The sequence below is a fragment of the uncultured Sunxiuqinia sp. genome, from assembly GCF_947495665.1.
Lineage (GTDB): Bacteria > Bacteroidota > Bacteroidia > Bacteroidales > Prolixibacteraceae > Sunxiuqinia > Sunxiuqinia rutila.
Genome location: NZ_CANLZV010000007.1, coordinates 138,704 through 157,919, shown reverse-complemented (window position 1 = coordinate 157,919; position 19,216 = coordinate 138,704). Strand labels below are relative to the sequence as shown.

Annotated in this window: 16 protein-coding genes; 5 read left to right on the top strand and 11 right to left on the bottom strand. The window is 46.5% G+C overall.

The window, feature by feature from the left end; genetic code table 11:
* The first annotated feature begins 535 nt into the window (after window positions 1–535).
* The 4 genes from Q1A18_RS10805 to Q1A18_RS10790 all read left to right on the top strand — a co-directional run bounded on the left by Q1A18_RS10805 (window position 536) and on the right by Q1A18_RS10790 (window position 3,394).
* Entirely contained in the window at window positions 536–1,186 is a 651-nt protein-coding gene (locus Q1A18_RS10805) for a hypothetical protein (RefSeq protein WP_299579523.1), read from the top strand.
* A gap of 17 nt (window positions 1,187–1,203) precedes the next feature.
* Entirely contained in the window at window positions 1,204–1,560 is a 357-nt protein-coding gene (locus tag Q1A18_RS10800; protein ID WP_299579520.1) for a P-II family nitrogen regulator, read from the top strand.
* Window positions 1,561–1,581: 21 nt separating this feature from the next.
* Complete coding sequence (locus Q1A18_RS10795; protein ID WP_299579517.1) at window positions 1,582–2,814, top strand: ammonium transporter; 1,233 nt, start codon at window positions 1,582–1,584, stop codon at window positions 2,812–2,814.
* A 136-nt stretch (window positions 2,815–2,950) separates the two neighbouring features.
* Window positions 2,951–3,394, top strand: coding sequence for a GNAT family N-acetyltransferase (locus Q1A18_RS10790; protein WP_299579514.1), 444 nt, complete (start codon window positions 2,951–2,953; stop codon window positions 3,392–3,394).
* A gap of 139 nt (window positions 3,395–3,533) precedes the next feature.
* Here the strand turns inward: Q1A18_RS10790 and uvrB are convergent, their stop codons facing one another.
* The 5 genes from uvrB to Q1A18_RS10765 all read right to left on the bottom strand — a co-directional run bounded on the left by uvrB (window position 3,534) and on the right by Q1A18_RS10765 (window position 10,744).
* Complete coding sequence (gene uvrB, locus Q1A18_RS10785) at window positions 3,534–5,552, bottom strand: excinuclease ABC subunit UvrB (RefSeq protein WP_299579511.1); 2,019 nt, start codon at window positions 5,550–5,552, stop codon at window positions 3,534–3,536.
* 118 nt (window positions 5,553–5,670) lie between these two features.
* Window positions 5,671–6,669 (bottom strand): endonuclease/exonuclease/phosphatase family protein, encoded by a 999-nt coding sequence (locus tag Q1A18_RS10780; RefSeq protein ID WP_299579508.1) that lies wholly within the window; start codon window positions 6,667–6,669, stop codon window positions 5,671–5,673.
* 274 nt (window positions 6,670–6,943) lie between these two features.
* Window positions 6,944–7,552: a beta-phosphoglucomutase family hydrolase gene (locus Q1A18_RS10775; RefSeq protein WP_299579505.1), complete on the bottom strand. Its 609-nt coding sequence runs from the start codon at window positions 7,550–7,552 to the stop codon at window positions 6,944–6,946.
* Window positions 7,553–7,685: 133 nt separating this feature from the next.
* Window positions 7,686–8,789 carry a ribosome small subunit-dependent GTPase A gene (gene rsgA / locus Q1A18_RS10770; RefSeq protein WP_299579502.1) on the bottom strand — a complete coding sequence of 368 codons (1,104 nt, stop codon included), beginning with the start codon at window positions 8,787–8,789 and terminating at the stop codon, window positions 7,686–7,688.
* Between the two features lie 101 nt (window positions 8,790–8,890).
* Window positions 8,891–10,744, bottom strand: coding sequence for a hypothetical protein (locus tag Q1A18_RS10765; protein ID WP_299579499.1), 1,854 nt, complete (start codon window positions 10,742–10,744; stop codon window positions 8,891–8,893).
* A 630-nt stretch (window positions 10,745–11,374) separates the two neighbouring features.
* On the opposite strand from Q1A18_RS10765, the gene Q1A18_RS10760 reads away from it, so the two are divergent.
* Complete coding sequence (locus Q1A18_RS10760) at window positions 11,375–11,689, top strand: DUF3303 family protein (protein WP_299579496.1); 315 nt, start codon at window positions 11,375–11,377, stop codon at window positions 11,687–11,689.
* Window positions 11,690–11,888: 199 nt separating this feature from the next.
* Here the strand turns inward: Q1A18_RS10760 and Q1A18_RS10755 are convergent, their stop codons facing one another.
* From Q1A18_RS10755 to Q1A18_RS10730, 6 genes are all read right to left on the bottom strand, one after another.
* The gene (locus Q1A18_RS10755; RefSeq protein WP_299579493.1) at window positions 11,889–13,040 is read right to left on the bottom strand and encodes an iron-containing alcohol dehydrogenase; all 1,152 of its coding nucleotides are present in this window, start codon (window positions 13,038–13,040) and stop codon (window positions 11,889–11,891) included.
* Between the two features lie 110 nt (window positions 13,041–13,150).
* Window positions 13,151–14,026 carry a helix-turn-helix transcriptional regulator gene (locus tag Q1A18_RS10750; RefSeq protein WP_299579490.1) on the bottom strand — a complete coding sequence of 292 codons (876 nt, stop codon included), beginning with the start codon at window positions 14,024–14,026 and terminating at the stop codon, window positions 13,151–13,153.
* A 213-nt stretch (window positions 14,027–14,239) separates the two neighbouring features.
* Window positions 14,240–16,540, bottom strand: coding sequence for a family 20 glycosylhydrolase (locus tag Q1A18_RS10745; protein WP_299579487.1), 2,301 nt, complete (start codon window positions 16,538–16,540; stop codon window positions 14,240–14,242).
* 327 nt (window positions 16,541–16,867) lie between these two features.
* Complete coding sequence (locus Q1A18_RS10740; protein WP_299579484.1) at window positions 16,868–17,431, bottom strand: L-threonylcarbamoyladenylate synthase; 564 nt, start codon at window positions 17,429–17,431, stop codon at window positions 16,868–16,870.
* On the bottom strand, window positions 17,424–18,548 hold the full coding sequence (locus tag Q1A18_RS10735) for a glycosyltransferase family 1 protein (protein WP_299579482.1): 1,125 nt from the start codon (window positions 18,546–18,548) through the stop codon (window positions 17,424–17,426). The genes Q1A18_RS10740 and Q1A18_RS10735 overlap by 8 nt, the downstream gene beginning before the upstream one ends.
* Before the next feature lie 124 nt (window positions 18,549–18,672).
* Window positions 18,673–19,215, bottom strand: coding sequence for an isochorismatase family protein (locus Q1A18_RS10730; RefSeq protein WP_299579479.1), 543 nt, complete (start codon window positions 19,213–19,215; stop codon window positions 18,673–18,675).
* Window position 19,216: the final 1 nt, after the last annotated feature.

Here is a 19,216-nt window from a genome sequence, read left to right as displayed (position 1 = left end):
ATACGAGTTCGCATGTTGGGTGTTTGATCGTATGGCAGGTCTTCTTTGGAATTGCTTTTAGTGCGATCATAAGGCGGGTGAATTGGAGTGGTTTTTAGCAAATGGGTGGTTTCTATTTGTCTTTTGTGTCATTTTGAATATTCGAGCAAGATAAGGATGTCTTGGTGACTTCATTGTGAGCTGAAAAGTGTTAAAATGTCATTTTTCTTGTTGTTTGTTGTCCATTGTGTCTAAAAAACGATATTTTTTTTGTCTACTCCTCCATAATCTGACATATTTCCATAAAAACAATGATTTTTCAAGATTAACCCCCTCTGAAATAGGGGGGGTGTGATGTTAATTGAGTATTAAATATGAAATCAACCCTGTCTGTACTGGGGGTGTGTTCTCGAAATAGACATACTTTTGAATGAGAGACCACAAAAAATAGGGGGTCATGTTCAAAAAAAGAGACTTTTTCAGAATTACACGCTATAGCAAGTACACACCAAAGTAGATCAAATGAAAAATTGTAAAACCATTAAATTTTAGAATCATGAAAAAATTACGATTACTTCCCGTTTTTGTATTGGCAATAACACTGGCTGGAAATTTACAAGCTCAGGACTGGGATACCGGGGCAGACTTTGTTTCAAGCTATGTGTGGCGTGGAACGAAATTCGGAACAGGTCCGGCTATTCAACCTTGGGCGGAGTATAGTACCGGCGGTTTTGCGCTTGGGGCCTGGGGCTCATACGGGTTTACCGATGATGAAGCGGCGGAGGCTGACTTATATGTCAGTTACGGGTTTGATTTGAGTGAGGGAGCGGCTTTGTCTTTTACGGTTACGGACTATTACTTCCCCGGAACGGATTATTTCAATGGTGATTCCCACTTTTTTGAGCCAATGGTTGGACTGGAATTGGGTGACTTCTCTTTCCTGGCGGCTTACATGATTGGCTCGGATGCCACAGATGTGAGCGATGTTTACCTGGAGGCCGGTCTGAACGTTGGAAAACTGGCTTTAACCTTGGGGGCAGGTGACGGGGCTTATACGACAAATGGCAATTTCAATGTTTGTAATATTGGTGTAGGCACTTCGAAAGAAATCAAAATTACAGACTCCTTCTCACTTCCTGTTACCGGAACAGCCATTTTGAATCCTTCTTCTGAGCAGTTTCACATTGTTGTAGGCATTTCATTATAAAACAAAATTCGATAGAGATGAAAAAGATTGAAGCAATTATTAGAAAAACCAAGTTTGATGAAGTGACTGAAGCGCTTCATGAAGCAGGCATTGAGTTCTTCTCTTTCTGGGATGTCCGTGGCGTTGGACAAACCCGGCAAGAGCGCGCTTATCGGGGTGTTGTTTACGATACCAGCACGATTGAGCGGACGATCCTCTCCATTATTGTACGCGATAAAAATGTGGAAAAAACGGTGTTGGCCATTATGCAAGCCGGACGAACCGGCGAGATTGGCGATGGTAAGATATTCATTTCAAACATTGAAGAGTCGTACCGCATACGCACCGGAGAGTTTGGTGATGAGTCCTTATTCATCAAAGGCAAAGAAGAGTAATAACCCTAAAACAAAACAATCATGGATGAAACTTTACAAGGCCTACAAATAGGCATCGACAATATGTGGTTACTGATTGCAGGGTTTATGGTGATGTTTATGCAGCCTGGTTTTGCAATGGTGGAGGCTGGTTTTACCCGCTCGAAGAATACTGCGAACATTTTGATGAAGAACTTGATGGACTTTTCCATTGGCTCCTTGCTCTATTGGTTTATTGGATTTACCCTGATGTATGGAGACTCGCTTGGAGGTTTGATTGGGACACCCGACTTATTCTTTATGAGTGAAGGATTTGGCGAGAACTATTCGGACTATACTGACCTGTTTTTTCAAACTGTTTTTGCCGCAACGGCCGCAACGATTGTGTCGGGGGCCGTGGCTGAACGGACTGAATTTAAGGCTTACCTGATTTTTAGTGTTGTGATTACGATTTTTGTTTACCCGATCTCAGGACACTGGACCTGGGGTGGTGGCTGGTTGAGCCAGCTGGGTTTTCACGATTTTGCCGGCTCGTCTATTGTGCATTCGGTGGGGGCCTGGTTGGGATTGGCTGGTGCTGCCATCATTGGTCCGCGTATTGGCAAATACGGGAAAGATGGCAAGGCTAAAGCTATTCCGGGACATAACCTGGCCTTAGGTGCTTTAGGGGTTTTTATCCTGTGGTTTGGCTGGTTTGGCTTTAACCCGGGCTCGCAGCTGGCAGCCGCCGGAACCGAAAATGCCGTGGCACTTGGGCACATTGCTGTAACAACCAACCTGGCCGCAGCGGCGGGTGCAGTGGTGGCTATGTTGGTTTCCTGGTTTCGCTACAAGCGGCCGGCGCTTTCCATTTCGTTGAACGGCGCTCTTGCCGGTCTGGTAGCCATTACTGCCGGTTGTGATGCCGTTGATCCGGTGGGGGCCGTTTTGATTGGAACCATGGCCGGAATAGTGTTGCCTTTTGCGGTTGAGTTTTTTGATAAAGTTCTGAAGATTGACGACCCGGTTGGAGCGATCTCGGTGCATGGTATTAGTGGTGCACTGGGAACCCTGGCCGTTGGCTTGTTTTCAACTTCAGAAGGCTTGTTTTACGGGCATGGCGCCGGCTTGCTGGGAATTCAGGCTATTGGCGTACTTGCCTTCTTTGTTTGGGCGTTCGGATGTGGTTTGGTTTTATTCTATATCCTGAAAAAAGCCAAAATCCTCCGGGTGTCTAAACGCATCGAGGAAGAAGGCCTTGATGTTTATGAACATGGAGAAAGTGCCTACAATTAATAGTTTCTTCAGCCTTCAAAGTCTGTAGCTTTCTCAAGGGTCTGCCTGTCTGGCAGGCCCTTTTCTTTGGCTGTCAATTTTATTCAACTTTTTGCTGAAGTAGCCGTTGGTGTAGTTGAATGATTAAAACCAAACCATGATTGAATTGAAATTTTTTACGGAAACCAATCAGCCAAGCCGGGAAGAAAAGAGCCGGTTGCTGGATTTTTTATACCATCATCTGGAGAATTTTGGAGATCCGAAGAACGACATTGAAAAAGCCATGGATTATGCCTTGAAAGTGTATCCATCGTTTGGCGGTTTTGTCCTTGGGGCTTATGATGCCGGGCAGCTAGTTGGGGCAGTGGTGATTAATCAAACCGGGATGAAGGATTATATTCCGGAGAATATTCTGGTGTATATTGCCACGCATAACGAACACCGTGGGCAGGGTCTTGGCCGGCAGTTGATGGAGGCGGCCATTCAGCAGGCGGAAGGAAACATTGCTTTGCATGTGGAGCCGGATAATCCGGCACGTCGCCTGTATGAAAAGCTGGGCTTCAGCTCGAAATATCTCGAAATGCGCCTGCAGAAGAAGTAGGTTGCTGGTGGGCGGAGTACAGTATTTGGAGTTCAATATTCTGAAAATCCAGAAATCCGAATATCTGACAATCCTTCCTCCGGCTTCCTGTTTCCATTCTCCTCTTCGCCCTATGCCCTTTGCTCTTGGCTCTCTGCCCTTACTTTTTCTTCTCTTTCAAAATTTCCTGCAGGCGATACATCTCATCGCGCAGGCGGGCAGCCTCAATAAAGTCAAGTTCTTTCGCAGCAGCCTGCATTTCTTTTTTCGTTTTTTCAATGGTTTTTTCCAGGGCCTCCGGGCTCATATACTGAACAACCGGGTCGGCTGCAACATCCGGATGACTTGCTCCGCCTGCATATTCTTTCTGCTTGCTGTTGCGGTACTCGTAGCCGATGATTTCGCGTGTGGGCTTAACGATGGCTTTGGGCGTAATGCCATGCTCCTCGTTGTAGCGTATTTGCTTGGTGCGTCGGTAATTGGTGGAGTCGATGGTTTTTTGCATCGAGTCGGTAATCTTGTCGGCATACATAATGACCATGCCGTTGAGGTTTCGGGCCGCACGCCCTGCAGTTTGGGTGAGTGAGCGTTCCGAGCGCAGGAAGCCTTCCTTATCGGCATCGATAATGGCGACCAGTGAAACTTCCGGCAGGTCGAGCCCTTCCCGAAGCAGGTTGATGCCGACCAGCACGTGAAAGCCGCCATTGCGCAGTTCTTCCAGAATCTCAATGCGCTCCATCGTGTCGATGTCGGAGTGGATGTAGCGCGTTTTAATCCCCATGTTGATCAGGTATTTGCTGAGCTCTTCAGCCATACGTTTGGTAAGTGTGGTTACCAGGATGCGCTCGTTCTTTTCAATGCGCAGGTTGATTTCATGAATCAGGTCATCAATCTGGTTGGCCGAAGGACGTACGTCAATGATTGGGTCAAGCAGTCCGGTGGGGCGTATGATCTGTTCAACAACCACCCCTTCCGATTTTTCCAGTTCGTAGTCGGCTGGCGTGGCGCTAACATAAAGTGTTTGGTTGACCAGGTCCTCAAATTCTTCAAATTTCAGCGGGCGGTTGTCGATGGCTGCCGGAAGCCGGAACCCGTATTCCACCAGGTTGATTTTGCGCGAATGGTCACCCCCATACATGGCGCGGATTTGGGGAATCGTCACATGGCTTTCATCCAGGATGGTCAGGAAATCGTCCGGGAAATAATCCAGCAGGCAGAAGGGGCGTGTGCCTGCCGCCCGTCCATCGAAATAGCGTGAGTAGTTTTCAACACCGGGGCAGTAGCCCAGCTCACGCATCATTTCCATGTCGTATTCCACCCGTTCTAAAATACGTTTGGCTTCTAAGGGCTTTCCGATTTCCTTGAAAAAATCGACTTGCTTAAGAAGATCATCCTGAATTTGGTGGATGGCCGACTTCATGCGTTCCTTGGTGGTGACAAAAATATTGGCCGGGTAGATGATGGCTGTTTCCAGCTCATCTATGGTGGTTCCGTCTGTCGGATCGAAGCTGTAGATTTCCTCAATTTCATCTCCCCAGAAAACCACGCGGATGGCTTTGTCGTCATAGGCCAGGAAAATATCAATGGTGTCGCCTTTCACCCGGAAGTTGCCTCGCTTGAAGTCGGCTTCGTTGCGGGAGTAAAGTGCGTCAACCAGCTTATGCAGAAACTGGTTGCGGTTGAGTGTTTCGCCAACGCTGACGCTGGTTACGTTAGCATGGAAATCTTCGGGGTTTCCAATACCGTAGAGGCAAGAAACGGATGAGACCACCACCACATCACGCCTTCCGGACAGCAGGGCAGAGGTGGTGCTGAGTCGCAGCTTCTCAATATCCTCGTTGATGGAAAGGTCTTTTTCAATGTACGTGTCGGTGGTGGGCAGGTAAGCTTCGGGCTGGTAATAGTCGTAATAAGATACAAAGTATTCCACCGCATTGTCGGGGAAAAACTGCTTCATCTCGCTGTACAGCTGGGCGGCCAGCGTTTTGTTGTGGCTTAGGATGAGGGTTGGGCGCTGCACCTCCTCAATCACTTTTGCCATGGTGAATGTTTTTCCTGATCCGGTTACCCCTAAAAGAGTCTGGTTGCGTTCTCCCTGACGGATGCCGGCTGCCAGTTGTTTAATTGCTTCGGGTTGATCCCCGGTTGGTTCATAGGGTGAAACTACTTTTAAATCCATCTTCTGTCTGTCCTAAATGCTACGTTTCTGAATTGCTGAAAAATGCTCAATTCCTGTTTTAATGCTTCCGTCCTCCGGTTTCCGTTCTCCTTTCTCCCGTTTCCCTTCCCCATTTTGGCTATTGCCAGTTCAGTTGAAGATAAACCGGAAAGTGGTCGGAAATGCCGCCGTAATAGTTGGGGCCACCGTAGGTCCGGTTGGGCGATACCTGTCCGTTCTTGTTCCGGTATTCCATCCATTCCTGCTGAAAAACTTGTCCCAGCTGGTCGGTAACAACAAATCCTTTTCCGCGAAGTACCGAAGCTGAAACAACCAGGTTGTCCAACATGTTCCAGTTGCCGCGGTAGAAATAACTCCCTTTTTGCTGTTCATCCAGTGGAATCATCAGGTTATAGAGTTCGGCCTGGGTGTTGGGCGCCCGGGCATTCAGCACTTCGGCCAGGCTTTTGTTGTCTGGCTCGTCATTCATATCGCCCATAATGATAATCTTGGCTTGGGGGTCGGCAGTCAGCAGCTCGTCCACTTTGGTTTTGAGCGTTTGCGCAGCGACCAGCCGGTTGGGCTGCGATTTTTTTAGTCCACCCCAGCGCGAAGGCCAGTGATTGACAAACAGGTGTATTTTATCCTTTCCCAGCTTGCCATATACGTGCAGGATGTCCCGGGTTTCGAAGCCCGGATCAACGGGCAGGGCTTCGTGATGAATCAGTTTAAATGCACCTTTTCTGAAAAGCAGGGCCACATCAATGCCGCGCTTGTCGGGACTGTCGATATGAACCGCTTGGTACTTGCCCTCAGCCAGCGGAGCTGTTGCCGCCAAATCTTCAACCACCTGCCGGTTCTCAACTTCGCACAGACCAATAATTTCAGGAAGTTCTTCGGGGTTAACCGCCCCAAGCACCCGGCTTAGGTCTTCCAGTTTTTTCGTGTATCGTTCGCTATTCCACTTTTTCTCCGCATCCGGCAAAAACTCTTCATCGTTAATGGCCGGATCATTGATGGTGTCAAACAGGTTTTCAACATTGTAGAAAACAAGGGTTGCCCTTTTGGTCAGCGGGTTAGGCTGACAGGCGCTAAGGACAAGGACGACAAGAGCAAGTAGAATAAGTTTTGATTTCATCGTTGGCGTTGTTTGAATGTCTGGTTATTGATAAACGGATTTGCCCCTAAAGTTAATCAATCTGCCTGGAGTTGAGTTCCTGTGTTCAAAAGTTCCTGAGTTGGCATCGTTCTCTGCTCCCTGCTCTTTGCACTCTTTACTGGTGATCGGTGACCCGTGAATTGTGGTCGGAACGTTCGTCTTCAATCTTAACGCTTTGCTCCATGCACTCTGCCCTCTGCTCCATGCTTTTGCCCCACGCTCTTCTTCCTCCGGTTTCCTTTCTCCCAATCAACTACTCCTGTCCAATGGTTACCTGGTAGTATTGGGTAACATCCACTACGCGCATGCCGGCGGTTTGGGCGGCTTGAATTCCCAGTACGCCATCTTCAAATACGAGGCAGTCTTTGGGATCAATACCAATCAGCTCGGCACATTTCAAAAAGGTTTCCGGGTGGGGTTTGTGGTGAGTAACATCGTCGGCCGAAACCAGTTCATTAATGTATTGATCGACACCCACCAGGCGCATGGCTTTTTGCGAAATTTGGCGGCCACCACCGGTTCCAACAGCCATGGGTAATTGGCCATGATAGCGACGGATTACTTCCATTACCGGTTCTACCGGACGCGCTTGGTGCATGTTGTCTTCGTATTCCTGTTCTTTGGCATCGCCCATTTCCCGGGGATCAATGTTTTTGTTGAAGAGCTCATTCAGCTTTTCAACTGTTGGGTAGAGCGGAATGCCGGCCAGCTGCTCAAACAGCTCGGTGGTGAAATCGATGCCGTGGCGGGCGGCTGCATTTCTCCAAGCGATGTAATGAATTGGCATGGTATCGGAGATGGTACCATCCAGGTCAAAAATCAGTCCTTTAATCTCCGGGCTTACTTCTATTTTTGCTGTCATGTTAATGTGCTTTCTAAAATGAGCAGCAAAAGTAGCCAAATTCTAATGAACGCCCTTAAGTCCAGCATTACCAAAAAATTAAGAGTTCGGGCCGGGAGGAATGCACGGATGTTGCCTGGGGTGAACGTGTGCGCTATTTTTTGGTGGGTTTGTGGTGTTTGGCACTTAACTTTTGCATGTCGGTTTTAACGTTCTTAATCATTTTTCCAAAGGCTTTATCCTTTTTGCGTTTTTCAGAAACCGAAAGGTCAAAATGCGCCTGCTCCCGTTCCATTTTCAGGAAGTTTTCATAGGCCTGCTCATCCAGCTTTCCTTGTTTGACGGCTTCGGAAACCGCACAGCCTTTTTCCGAAGTGTGGGTGCAATCGCCGAATTTGCACTGCTGCGCAAGATGCATAATCTCGTCGAAGGTCGCTTCCAAAGCTTGGGCAGCGTCTGTGATTCCGATTTCCCGCATGCCCGGGTTGTCAATAAGGATTCCTCCGCCGGGGAGAATAATCAGTTCGCGGTGGGTGGTAACATGCCGGCCTTTATGGGTACTTGTGCTGATGGAGCTGGTCTTCATGAGGGGCCTGCCCGACAGCTTGTTCATCAGTGTGGACTTGCCAACGCCCGAAGAACCCAGCAAGCAATAGGTTTTTCCTTTTTCCAAAATTCCTGTTAGTGAGTCATAACCTGCCATGGTTTCGTTGCTGATGGCCAGGATGGGGCTGTTTTTAATCCGGCGTTTTATGCTTTCCTCAATTTCCTGTAGCCTTGGCGGGGCGATTAAATCGGTTTTGGTCAGCACGATGATTGGGCTGACGTTTGACGAATAGCAGATGGTCAGGTAGCGCTCCAACCGGTTGATGTTGAAATCACGGTCGACGGCCTGCACCAAAAAAGCAAAGTCGATATTGGTGGCAATGAGCTGTTTTTCGCCAAACTTCCCAACGGCCTGCCTGGCAAGTACCGACTGGCGGGGCAGGATGCTGTGAATAAAGGCCAGATTGGTGTCGTAGCTGATTAAGGCCACCCAGTCGCCAACCGCAGGAAAGTCCTCCCGGCTCTGAGCCGCAAACCGTAAGTTGCCGGTCACCTCGGCTTCGAAATCGCCCGTTGCGGTTTTCACCAGGTAGCGTTCCTTGTGTTCGGCAATCACCCGTCCGATTTCAAAATCCTCCAACTGATTGGCCTTCCGTAATTCTTCGAAGCTTGCCTTATAGCCCAAGTCTTCCAGGCTGATGTTCGTTGTCATGGGATCGTTGTTTTCCCCTAAAAATAGTTGTTTTTGTGCAATAAAGCACCGATTTGACGACTGCTTTAAGGTTGCAAGGTTGTTGGAATTTATTTGATCATCTACTTCTTTATTGCCTTTAAAATTCTTTCTTCTTTTATCAGAACATCTTTCATGAGCAATTGGTAAGGAAATTGCTTGTGTTTTGATTCTCGGAATCCATCAAGGATGCTTACAAGCGAACTTGCCGTTATCAATGATAAATTTATTTCGAATTCTAAGTCACAATCGTTTACAAATTCATCGCTAAAGTCAGGTGCAACCAGGAGCGATTTTACAACATTGAAGCCTTCTTTTTTGGCTAGATCCACGTAAGACTTTATTTGTCTGGAAACGGAACTGAATTTATTATAACCGCTCTCTTTTACTGTTTTGCATTCAACTATTATTATGTCATTATTCCCTAAGTTCAACACAAGGTCGATTTTGTTCTTAGCAGTATTAAGTTTTTTCTTCAATGATTCATCAACATTAAAACCTAGTTGCTCAAAAATTTTCTGGGTGAGGCATTCAAACTTTAATCCAAGTTCACTTTCTTTAATGATGATGCCATTTTCTTTCAATAGATTCAAGTTTCGAAATCCAATAGCAACATAGTTTTCAATGAGTAGGTTTTCTGAATCTTTGTAAGCATCTAAAATGTTAAGAACTAAATCACCTCTTGATTTTAATTCTTTGGCAGCAATAAAGGTTTTAAGGTCCTCCGTTGGTAAAATGTCGAGAACATCACGTGGTTTGATGTTAAAATCTAAAAGAGTACTGCTGTTCAAGACTGTCTCGTCAGGCATCTCAAACTCATTTAGCACTAACTTTCTAAAAGACTTCAATTCATCATTGATCTCTAAAAGTAGTTTTTCGTAGCCTTCAACTGAAATACCGACTTTTTCATCAAGTTCAATTTCATTGAAATGGGCAATTATATTTTCAATTTTTTCATCCAGTGTACTCCCTTTTAGTGTTGTCGATATTTTTAACCCTTTGCTCCAAATATCGGTAATTGCTTTTTTTCTATCAGTTAAGTTAGTTCCATCTTTGTGCATACTGCTTTTTAGCAGATTTGAAAATGAAATACCCTCTTTAATTATTTGCTTAATCTTTGATTCGTAATCAAGTTCTTTAACATCGATGTTATGTTTGCGACAGATGAGGTTTATTTGTGATTCCTTTAAGGTCTTAAGTATCCGGCGGAAGTATTTGTCTGCGATTTGTTTTTTTCTGACTTTTCGCAGAACCAGAACAACTTCATCTGCTACATAAATCAGGTTGTTCTTTTTTGAGAAAAATATTACCCCAATATTTTTAAGGAATGTTGTTACCGTATCAATATCAGATTTCTCAGGTGGAATGATTAGGTAGTTGATCAGTTTTACTTCCTCTTGTGATAATTCTAATTGATTTGTTAGTGTTAGTAAAATTGATAATTCATCATCAGTGATTTTTGAATCTCTGTTATTTTCGTAGTCGTTATTATAGGCCGTTTCTACACATGCTTTATAGATGAGATAGTCACGTTTTCTCAATTCGCTAATTTCAGATTTGTCGGATTCAAGTTGTGTTTTTAGTTCTTTCGTTTTCTTTCTGATTTTTACTAATTCTCTTTCGTAGAGCCTTGCAAACCAATCTTGTTTTAAGATGTTGTTTCCGTCTTTTATAACTATGTCAATTAGAATGTCGAGTTGCGAGGTTGTATTTACAAACTCTGCTTTAATGGTTTCTGCAAACTCATCTTTTATTAGGTCAAAAACCTTGGCGATGTTAATACTGTCCACGCTTTTTAGGTTATTACTACTCTCCGAAAGAATTTTATCAATTTCCTTACTGTTTTTGGGATTGGAGGACTTAATGTTGTCAATAATCTTTAGAAAAGAATTTTTTTCAAGAGAATTAACATTGTCAAGGATTTTTTCAAGTTTCATTGTTTCAGGTTTTTGTTAGTATTTCTCTTTTTAATGATAAAGAGTTTTTTTGTCGTGTTCAGATTTGCAATTTTGGTAATAAACTATGAATCACTTGCACTTTCATCTCCCCCCGCCTTATCTTCATTTCTTCCAATTCCAGAGCAAGTTAGCAAAACAAAATGATAAGTTGGATTATGTTTTTTATGCTATAGAGCGTGTTGGCGCCCTGTGGAATCTTTAGCCGTCCTGTAGCTTTTCTGGTTGTCCTGTAGGTCTTTTCCCTGTTCCTGTAGGTTTTTTTCTGATCCTGTGCCCTTTTTTGTCGTCCTGCAAGCTTTTTTTGTAATCCTGCAGGGTTTTTTCCGGCCCTGTAGTCAGATTTTGTAATCCTGCGTAGCAGGGAAGGGGACAAGGCCGCAGGGAGGCTTTAGAAGCTACAGGGCTTCCCGGATGCTTACAGGACGCCTCAAGGGCTTACAGGGAAGGGCTGTTGGGTGAAAGCAGCTTGCCGGCATGTAACTTTTTCGGAAACGAGGGGTAAGCTTTCAACAGGTGGTTCTACTTGCTTTTCCGAATCCTGTTCGTTGCAGAAGTGTGCTGCCTGAGTATTCAATACCAGTAATTTCCCAAAAAAGAAAGGAGCAATTTATGAAGTATGTCATGCGCGTGAAGTGGCCCACAGCCGCGAGTAGCAACGACCTGTTGAAAGACCCTAAATTTGGCGAAAAGATGAAAGCGCTTTTGGCCGAAGTGAAAGCGGAAGCTGCTTATTTTACAACCCTTTGCGGAAGCAGGGGCTGTTTTGTGGTGGTGAATATGGATGATGCTTCGCAAATGCCTGCTGTGGCTGAGCCGTTTTTTATGTGGCTCCATGCGGAGATTGATTTTTACCCGGTAATGACTCCGGAAGACCTGGGCAAGGCCGGTGCGGCCATTGAAAATGCGATTAAAAAATGGGGATGATGCCCGGGGCTGCTTAGCTAAATGCCGGGTTTTGGATCGGGGCTAAGCAAGTTGCTGTGCTTCCCTTGGTGAAAAAGGACAACTGGATGTGAGGTTGCCCTTTTTTTTGGCCGGATGTTTAGGACCACCAATGAAAAAGGCCGCCCGTGGGGGCAGCCTTTTTCGAATAAACGGAAGAATCCGTTTTTTCTTTTAATGCTTAAAAGTTGATTGCTGTTCCTTCGAAACAAGCCTGGTAAATGGCTTTGATTTCTTCAGCCTTGGGTACCCGCGGATTAAACAAGGTACAGGGATCTTTCAGGGCATTTTCGGTTAGCTGATCCAGGTGGTCAGCCCACACTTGTTCGTCAATGCCATATTCCTTGATGGATGAAATGGTACCTACCTTGCTGCGCAGGGCTGCAATTTCCTCAGCCAGCTCTTCGGCGTTTGTTTTGCCCAACACAGCAGCCAAGTCATTATACTTGTCGGTTACCTGGCTGTTGAAGCGAATGACGTTCGGCATCAGAATCGCATTGGCACACCCGTGAGGAATGCCAAAGGTGCCTCCCAGTTGGTGCGACATGGCGTGGACAATACCCAGCCAAACGTTGGTGAAGGCCATGCCTGCCATACAGGATGCGTCGTGCATGGCCTGGCGGGCTTCCTCATTTTGGGGCTCGCTAACGGCCGTTGGCAGGTAGTTGAAGATCAGGTCGGTGGCGTTTTTAGCCAAGGCGTCGTTGTAGCGGTCAGCAATGTTCGACACATACGCTTCCACGGCATGGCTCAGCGCGTCCAAGCCGGTGTTGGCGGTTACATGCGCTGGCATCGACTTGCAAAGCTCTCCGTCAACAATGGCAACATCAGGCGTCAACTCGTGCGACACAATGGGGTGTTTGGTGCCTTTTTCGGTGTTGGTAATAACTGCCAGCCCGGTAATTTCGGTGCCGGTTCCACTGGTTGTTGGAATGGCGACAAAGATTGCTTTGTTGCGCAGGGGCTTTACGGCAAACGGCTGAGCCAGCTCTTCCAGTTTCGAGTCCGGGTACTCGTAATACACCCACATGGTCTTCGCGGCATCAATGGCCGAGCAACCTCCCAGCCCGATGATTACATCCGGTTGTTCCTGGCTGAAAAACTGAGCACCTTTCAATACGGTTTCAATAGATGGGTCGGCTTCAACACCTTCAAACACAACCGAGCTGATGTTGGCTTCGGCTAAATAGGCCTGAGTGCGCTGCAGGGCCCCATTCTTTTTTACTGAGCTTCCGCCGATCACAATCACGGCTTTTTTACCTTTTAATTCTTTTACATTTTCGAGACTTCCAATTCCATGGTAAATCTCCTTGGGAACAATAAATTTTGCCATCTTACTTTCTACTTTAATCGATTCGTTTGGGGAATTTCCGTTTGAGGAAGAGTTCCCTTGTTTTTTCGAATACAAAAGTAGTCTGACTGTCAGTGACTGGCGATATACATTTAGGGCTGTTTGATATAAATTTGGGTGAGGCGGTTCTGCAAGTCTGAGGGACTGCAGCCGGCTTTCTTCTGAATAAACTTGTTCAGGGCCGAGGGGGAGTCAAACTTGAGCTGGTAGGCAATTTCCTTGTGGGTCAATCCGGAGAAGGCCAGCAGGTGTTTGGCTTCCTGAAAAATGCGTTCGTGAATGACCTGCAAGGCCGTGATTCCGCCATAGGTTTTGGATAGGGCGTTTAACTTTTTGGGGGTTACGTCCAGCAGGTCGGCAAATTCGCTCACCAACCTTTTCTCTTTAAAATGAAGGTCGACCAGATTGGAGAAGGCATAATACAAGTCTGACTCGGAGGTTTCCTTTTGCGACAGTTCTTTGGTCTTGCTGTAGTCCATCAGTTTCAGCAAAATCACCTTGATTAAATGCCTGATTTGTTCTTTGCCCAGCACATTCAAATCGTTGAAAAGCGATTGGATGAGCTGGAAAAGGAGTTGGATTTCGGTAAACTGACTTTCGCTTAGCTTCAGGAAGTTGAGCCTGTTTTTTAAGTCCACACAATAGGCCCGTAGCTCTTTGCGAAGCATTTCGGAACAAAACAATTCTTCGTTAAACATGATGACATGCCCTTGTGCGTCGGCACTTCTGTTGAATTGGTGGGTCTGATGGGGAAACACGACCGACACACAGCCGGGATGGTAGTTGTAGCTTGTAAAGTCGATGGTGTGTGTCCCTTGGCCTTGTTGATACAGGTATATTTCGTAGTAGGCGTGCCGGTGAGCCGATCGATTGTCGTAGGGAGGGGTGTGGTTGAGTTCCTCCATATTGAATAGTAAGCAAGGCATACCGTCTTTAAAATAAGTGTCGAGTGTGTAAGTTGTATCCATTGTCAGTTGTGTTAAGAGCCCGGTGCTTCGGTTAGTCATCCATTAAAACGAGTACGGTCAGGCAATTGTTGCACCCGGAAGAGGTTGGGAAGAGATGGTTGGTTGGGTAATCCTCCTTCAGGACTTGCGAATGATGGGATGGCGAAGAGCTGCCCAAAATAAACGAGGGCTTAACCTTGCGGTAAGCCCTCGCTGCTTATGATTGAAAATGAATTATTTGCTGGTTTCTTTTTCAGAAAGCTTGCAGTTGAAAACCTTTAGTTCATCAATCTGGAAGGTTTCCTTGTTTGTATCAGAGCCTAAGTGTCGGAGTGGGAATACCAGCGTTTGGATGCAGGCCATTTTGTCTTTCCCTTCGTTGAATTCCTGCATTTTTCCTTCCAGGCGCTCCAGTTGCTTGTCATTCACAAAAAGAGATGTCCCTTTGTGGTCGCCTTCAATGACGATGGAGGTCCATTCGTTTTCCGGAACCGTGTAGTCAAAGTTGAAGGTGTAACCATCGCGTGAGAAGGCCAGCTTGCCGGTTTCAGCATCACTCAACCAAAGTTTGGCGTTGGGTGATTCAAAAAGCACGGTTCCGGGCAGGGCCTGATCTCGTTTGATGGTCATGCTTACCGTGTAGTTGTAGCCAATTTCATCAATGGGCAGTTGAACCACCGATCCTTTGGACAGCTGCAGTGCCTGGCTGTTTGTGCTGGGAACCGTTTTGGTTTGTTTGCCGGCACGGGCATGATAGGCATTGGCCGACCGGTCCTGAATTTTTTTGTTGTTGAAGCTATAGTGTAGCACCAGCTCGCTTTTCGAGGCTACCTGTCCTGCCAGGTTAACCCCAGGTGCTTCGCTCAGCTTGGCCGCTTTCGACTGGAACTGGTCGAAGCTTAGTGCGGTGCTGTTGCCCATCCACATTTTTTGCGACAAGACTTTCATGGAATTCAGTGCGCGATGATGCACATCTTTTTCCGAAATACCATTGCCAACATGGTCGTTCCAAACGGCAAACTTTCCACCTAAAATCTGCGGGTGTCCAAACGGAAATACTGCCTTCCCGATCTGAACCGGTTCCCAGTTCTCATAAAGGTATTGGTCGTTGAGGTAGTCGTAGTAATAGCCGGCAGCCGGAACAATGTAAACCAGTCCGTCCGGAATGCTTACCAGGTCGTAGCCCAGTTCAATCATGTCGGCCGGGTTGGCGTAACCGTTGTACCAGGCATCCATAATGACATTCTCCGATTTAACCGGCGTGCTTCCTTTGGCGTGTGTTAAAGCTCCCCAAACACGGGCTCTTTTCCCGAACGACTCCACATACCGAATGTACCGATCGGTAAAGGCACGGAACTTTTCAGCTACTTTATTGGAGTACTCATCGGTTCCGATATGGACCTCGTTTCCAATGAAAACCGGATTTGGTCCCTCCAGGTATTCCTTGAAAAGAGCATCCATGAACTCATAGGTTTTGGGATTGTCAAGATCAAGGTGGTCGCGGCCAAATTCCTCGCTTCCCAACTCCTGGTTGTAGTGGTAAAAGGCCAGGGTGTGTGCCGGAGCATCAATCTCAGGGACAATGTTCACGCCGTATTGCTGAGCCAGTAATTGCAGATCGATAAATTCTTCTTTACTGTAATGACCGTCTTTGGCGGTAAGGCCGGGGAATGTGGTGCTTTCAAGGCGGAAAGCCGAGTAGGTGCTGTCCCAGTCGTGGTTGAAGAACTGCTTAAATCCGTTGTCGTTCAGGTGAATCTGAAACTCATTCATTTTATAATACGACATGAATTTGACGTAATCGCGAAGAAAATCGATGGTGAAAAATTTGCGGGCTACATCGAGCATAAAGCCCCGGCGTTCGTATTTTGGGTAGTCGCGGGCAAGGCCTTTGGGAATACGGTCCGATTGTTCCAACAGCTGCAGCAGTGTTCTGGTTCCCCAGAAACAGCCTTGGCTGGTGTTGGCTTTTAGGCTTATCCAGTCCTTAATCTCCAGTACATAGCCTTCATCGCCTATGGTTTTTTCTTCGTTGTTGAGGGAAAGGAAGATGTTGCCTTTCTTAGGAAGCTTGTAGCGGATCTTCATTTTTTTACCGAAGAGTTCCGCGTAATCGCCGGCCAGTGTTTCGGCTACCTCCTGCAGTTCCGACTTGTACTGTGGATCTACGGCAAGCTCCATTTTGTCGGAAATAAGAAATTCTCCTTCGTGTCCCAGCCATTCGCGAAGTGCGGGAACCACAAAGGGTTTCGGATTTGATTGATCCGTGTTTTGGTAGCGTCCCGGAATAAGTACCGGAATGGAAGGCACATCGGTTTTATTGCCTTGCTGGTCGCTTAACACATAGTAAAGATGAACTTTGGTATCGACCAGTGGCGAAACAATTGAACCATCAGCTGCAACTACCGGAAGACAATCGGAGCTAATCAGTTTTAGCTTAAGGTCGGTAGGTACTTTCGGAGTGTTGATCGATTGGTCGCCTTTGGCGGGCGAGCTTAGCTGAATGGTTGAGGCGACTTCTTTTAGTCGGGCCATTGAAGTTGAATCAGCGCTTGACGCTGTGTTTGCATGGGCGGCTGAAAATAAAATACAACCAAGTGCAAAGAGTGTAATTTGTTTGAGCATGATTTGAAATAATTATTGGGGTAAAATTTCATAAGCGTGCAAAGATAATTATTCTGTTGAGCTCTCAAGATTCGGCCTGTTGGGGAGAGCAGAGGGCGGAGAGGAAAGAGCAAAGAGGAGAATGGAGGCAGGAGCCAGGAAGCGGGAGAAAGGAATTTTGGATGTTCAGGTTTTCGGAAGTTGAAAGTCGACCAAGGCTTCCATCTTTTGTGAAGGGATGGAAGCCTTGGGGACAGGTTATTTCCTTAAAATATCTATTTCGCCGCCAACACCCAGTTTTATAATGCTTGACGGGCTTTTCGGAGTGGTGTCATCCTGTCGGTATTCTACCACATAGTCAACTGCATCGATAATCTCCGGGCTAATTTCATCAAAAAAGGCGGGCGAACCCTCGCCGCTGATATTGGCCGAAGTAGAAACCAGCGGTTTTTTGAAACGCTGAATCAGCTGGCGGGTAAAATCCTCGGAAGTCAAGCGTATGCCAATGCTTCCATCCGCTGCCACCAGGTTTTTAGCCAGGTTTTTGGCTCCCGGATAAATGATGGTCAGTGGTTTGTCGCTCACTTCAATCAGGTCATAGGCGATTTCAGGAACTTCTTCCACATAGCGGCTCAAGAAATTAATGTTTTCCATGAGCACCAGCATGCTTTTGGAGTCTTCCCGCTTTTTTAGCTGGTAAATACGCGATACTGCTTCTTCGTTGGTGGCATCGCAGCCAATTCCCCAAATGGTATCGGTAGGGTAAAGAATAATTCCCCCGTTTTGCAGCACTTCCAGTGCTTTTTTAAGATCGTTATGCATGGTCTAATTCTTTATAAAGGGTCATCAATTGTTGGGCATAAGCCTTACCGGTAAAACGTTCGGCATTTAACTGGCCTTTAAAAATCAGCACATCACGATAGGCTTTATCCTTACTGATCTGCTGGATGGCCTCGCTGATTTCCTTGTATTTTTTCGGATGAATGTAGTGCGCGCCATCACCTCCTGCTTCGGGCATACTGCTGATGTTGGAGGTAATCACCGGGCAGCCACAGGCCTGTGCCTCGGCAATGGGGAGGCCAAATCCTTCAAAAACCGAAGGGTAAATCATTAGTTCAGCCAGCTGGTAAAGCCGGCTCAGGTCGGTGTCGTTGACTTCCTGCAAGAAAATAAGCTGATCGCCCAGCTTTTGAACCAAGGGTTTTAAGTGGTTCAGGTAATTGGTTTTTTTACCAATAACGACCAGCGGTGTCCGGGTGTTTAGCTTGTTGAGGGCTTTCAGAATGGAAGCCAGGTTTTTCCGGGCTTCAAGGGTGCCAACCGTGAGCATGAAATGCGGAGGAAGCGCCAGTTTCTTTTGAGTTTCCAGCAGTTCCTGTTTGCTGGACTTGGTGAAATAGATGGGCTTGATGGCTTGGTAAATCACCTTGATTTTGGCTGGATCAGCTCCGATAAACTGAATCAGGTCATTTTTGGTTTGCTGACTGATAGCGATGATTTTATCGGCTGCCTGGCAAGCGTGCTGTACCTTCCGGAGATAGATCTTTCGGTCGGTCATGTTGTAGAACTCCGGGAATCGCATAAAGATGAGATCGTGCATGGTGACCACACATTTGATTCCGGTTTGTTCAATCCCCCGGGGAAGCTCGTGGCTGAGGCCATGGTAAATGTCGAGTCCGGCAGCTTCTGCTAGTCCGGCAATTTTATAAGTGCGCCATAACGATTTGAGGATGGACCACCAGGCTTGTGGGTAAATGATGGTGGCTCTTTCCGGTGCCTGAAATCGTTCAATATCAACATCGGGTGTGAAAAGAAAATAGTTGTTTTTCGGGTAGAAATCCGATAGCGAAAGAATGGTGTTCCGGCTGAAATGGCCCAGTCCGGCATCATTCAGAAACGCCCTTTTCGCGTCAAACCCAATGTTTAGTTTATTATCCATGAGGCTAAAAATACAAATTCAGACTCGACCTGAAGGTTAATTAGGTATTAAAAAAAAGCCGGAAACAGGCATGCTTCCGGCTTATGTGTTCGTGCTCTGTTATTTAGAGACCTTTTTTGTGAGCTTACTTAACCAGTTTTGAAATTGTCCGGAACTCAGCTGCAGCTGCAGAACGGGTCAATTCAAATAAAATGGATTCGTAAGAAGTCATCATAATACCCTCGTGGCGGAAGCGTTCCGCAGCAAGGTCAACGTTATCCAGAGAGCGGGATGAAACACAATCCATCACCACTACCGGGTTGTAACCCGACTCTTTCAGATCGATGGCAGTTTGCAACACGCACACATGGCTTTCGATACCACAAATAATGACATTTTTGGCTTCCAGTGTTTGGAGCTGTTCGCTCACCGCTGTTTCGTCACAGCAGCTGAAATCACGCTTTTCAATCGGTTTAAAGTCGGTAATGAGCGCGCTGATCTCCGGAATGGTTTCTCCCAGTCCTTTGGTGTACTGCTGGGTCACAAGCAAGGGAATCTGAAGGGTTTGTAACCCTTCAATTAAAATTTTACAATGGGCGGTCAGTGTTTCGTTTTCAGCCATGGCTGGCACCAGTCGTTCCTGGATGTCGATCACTAATCCTACGGTATTTTCTCTTGTAATGCGCATG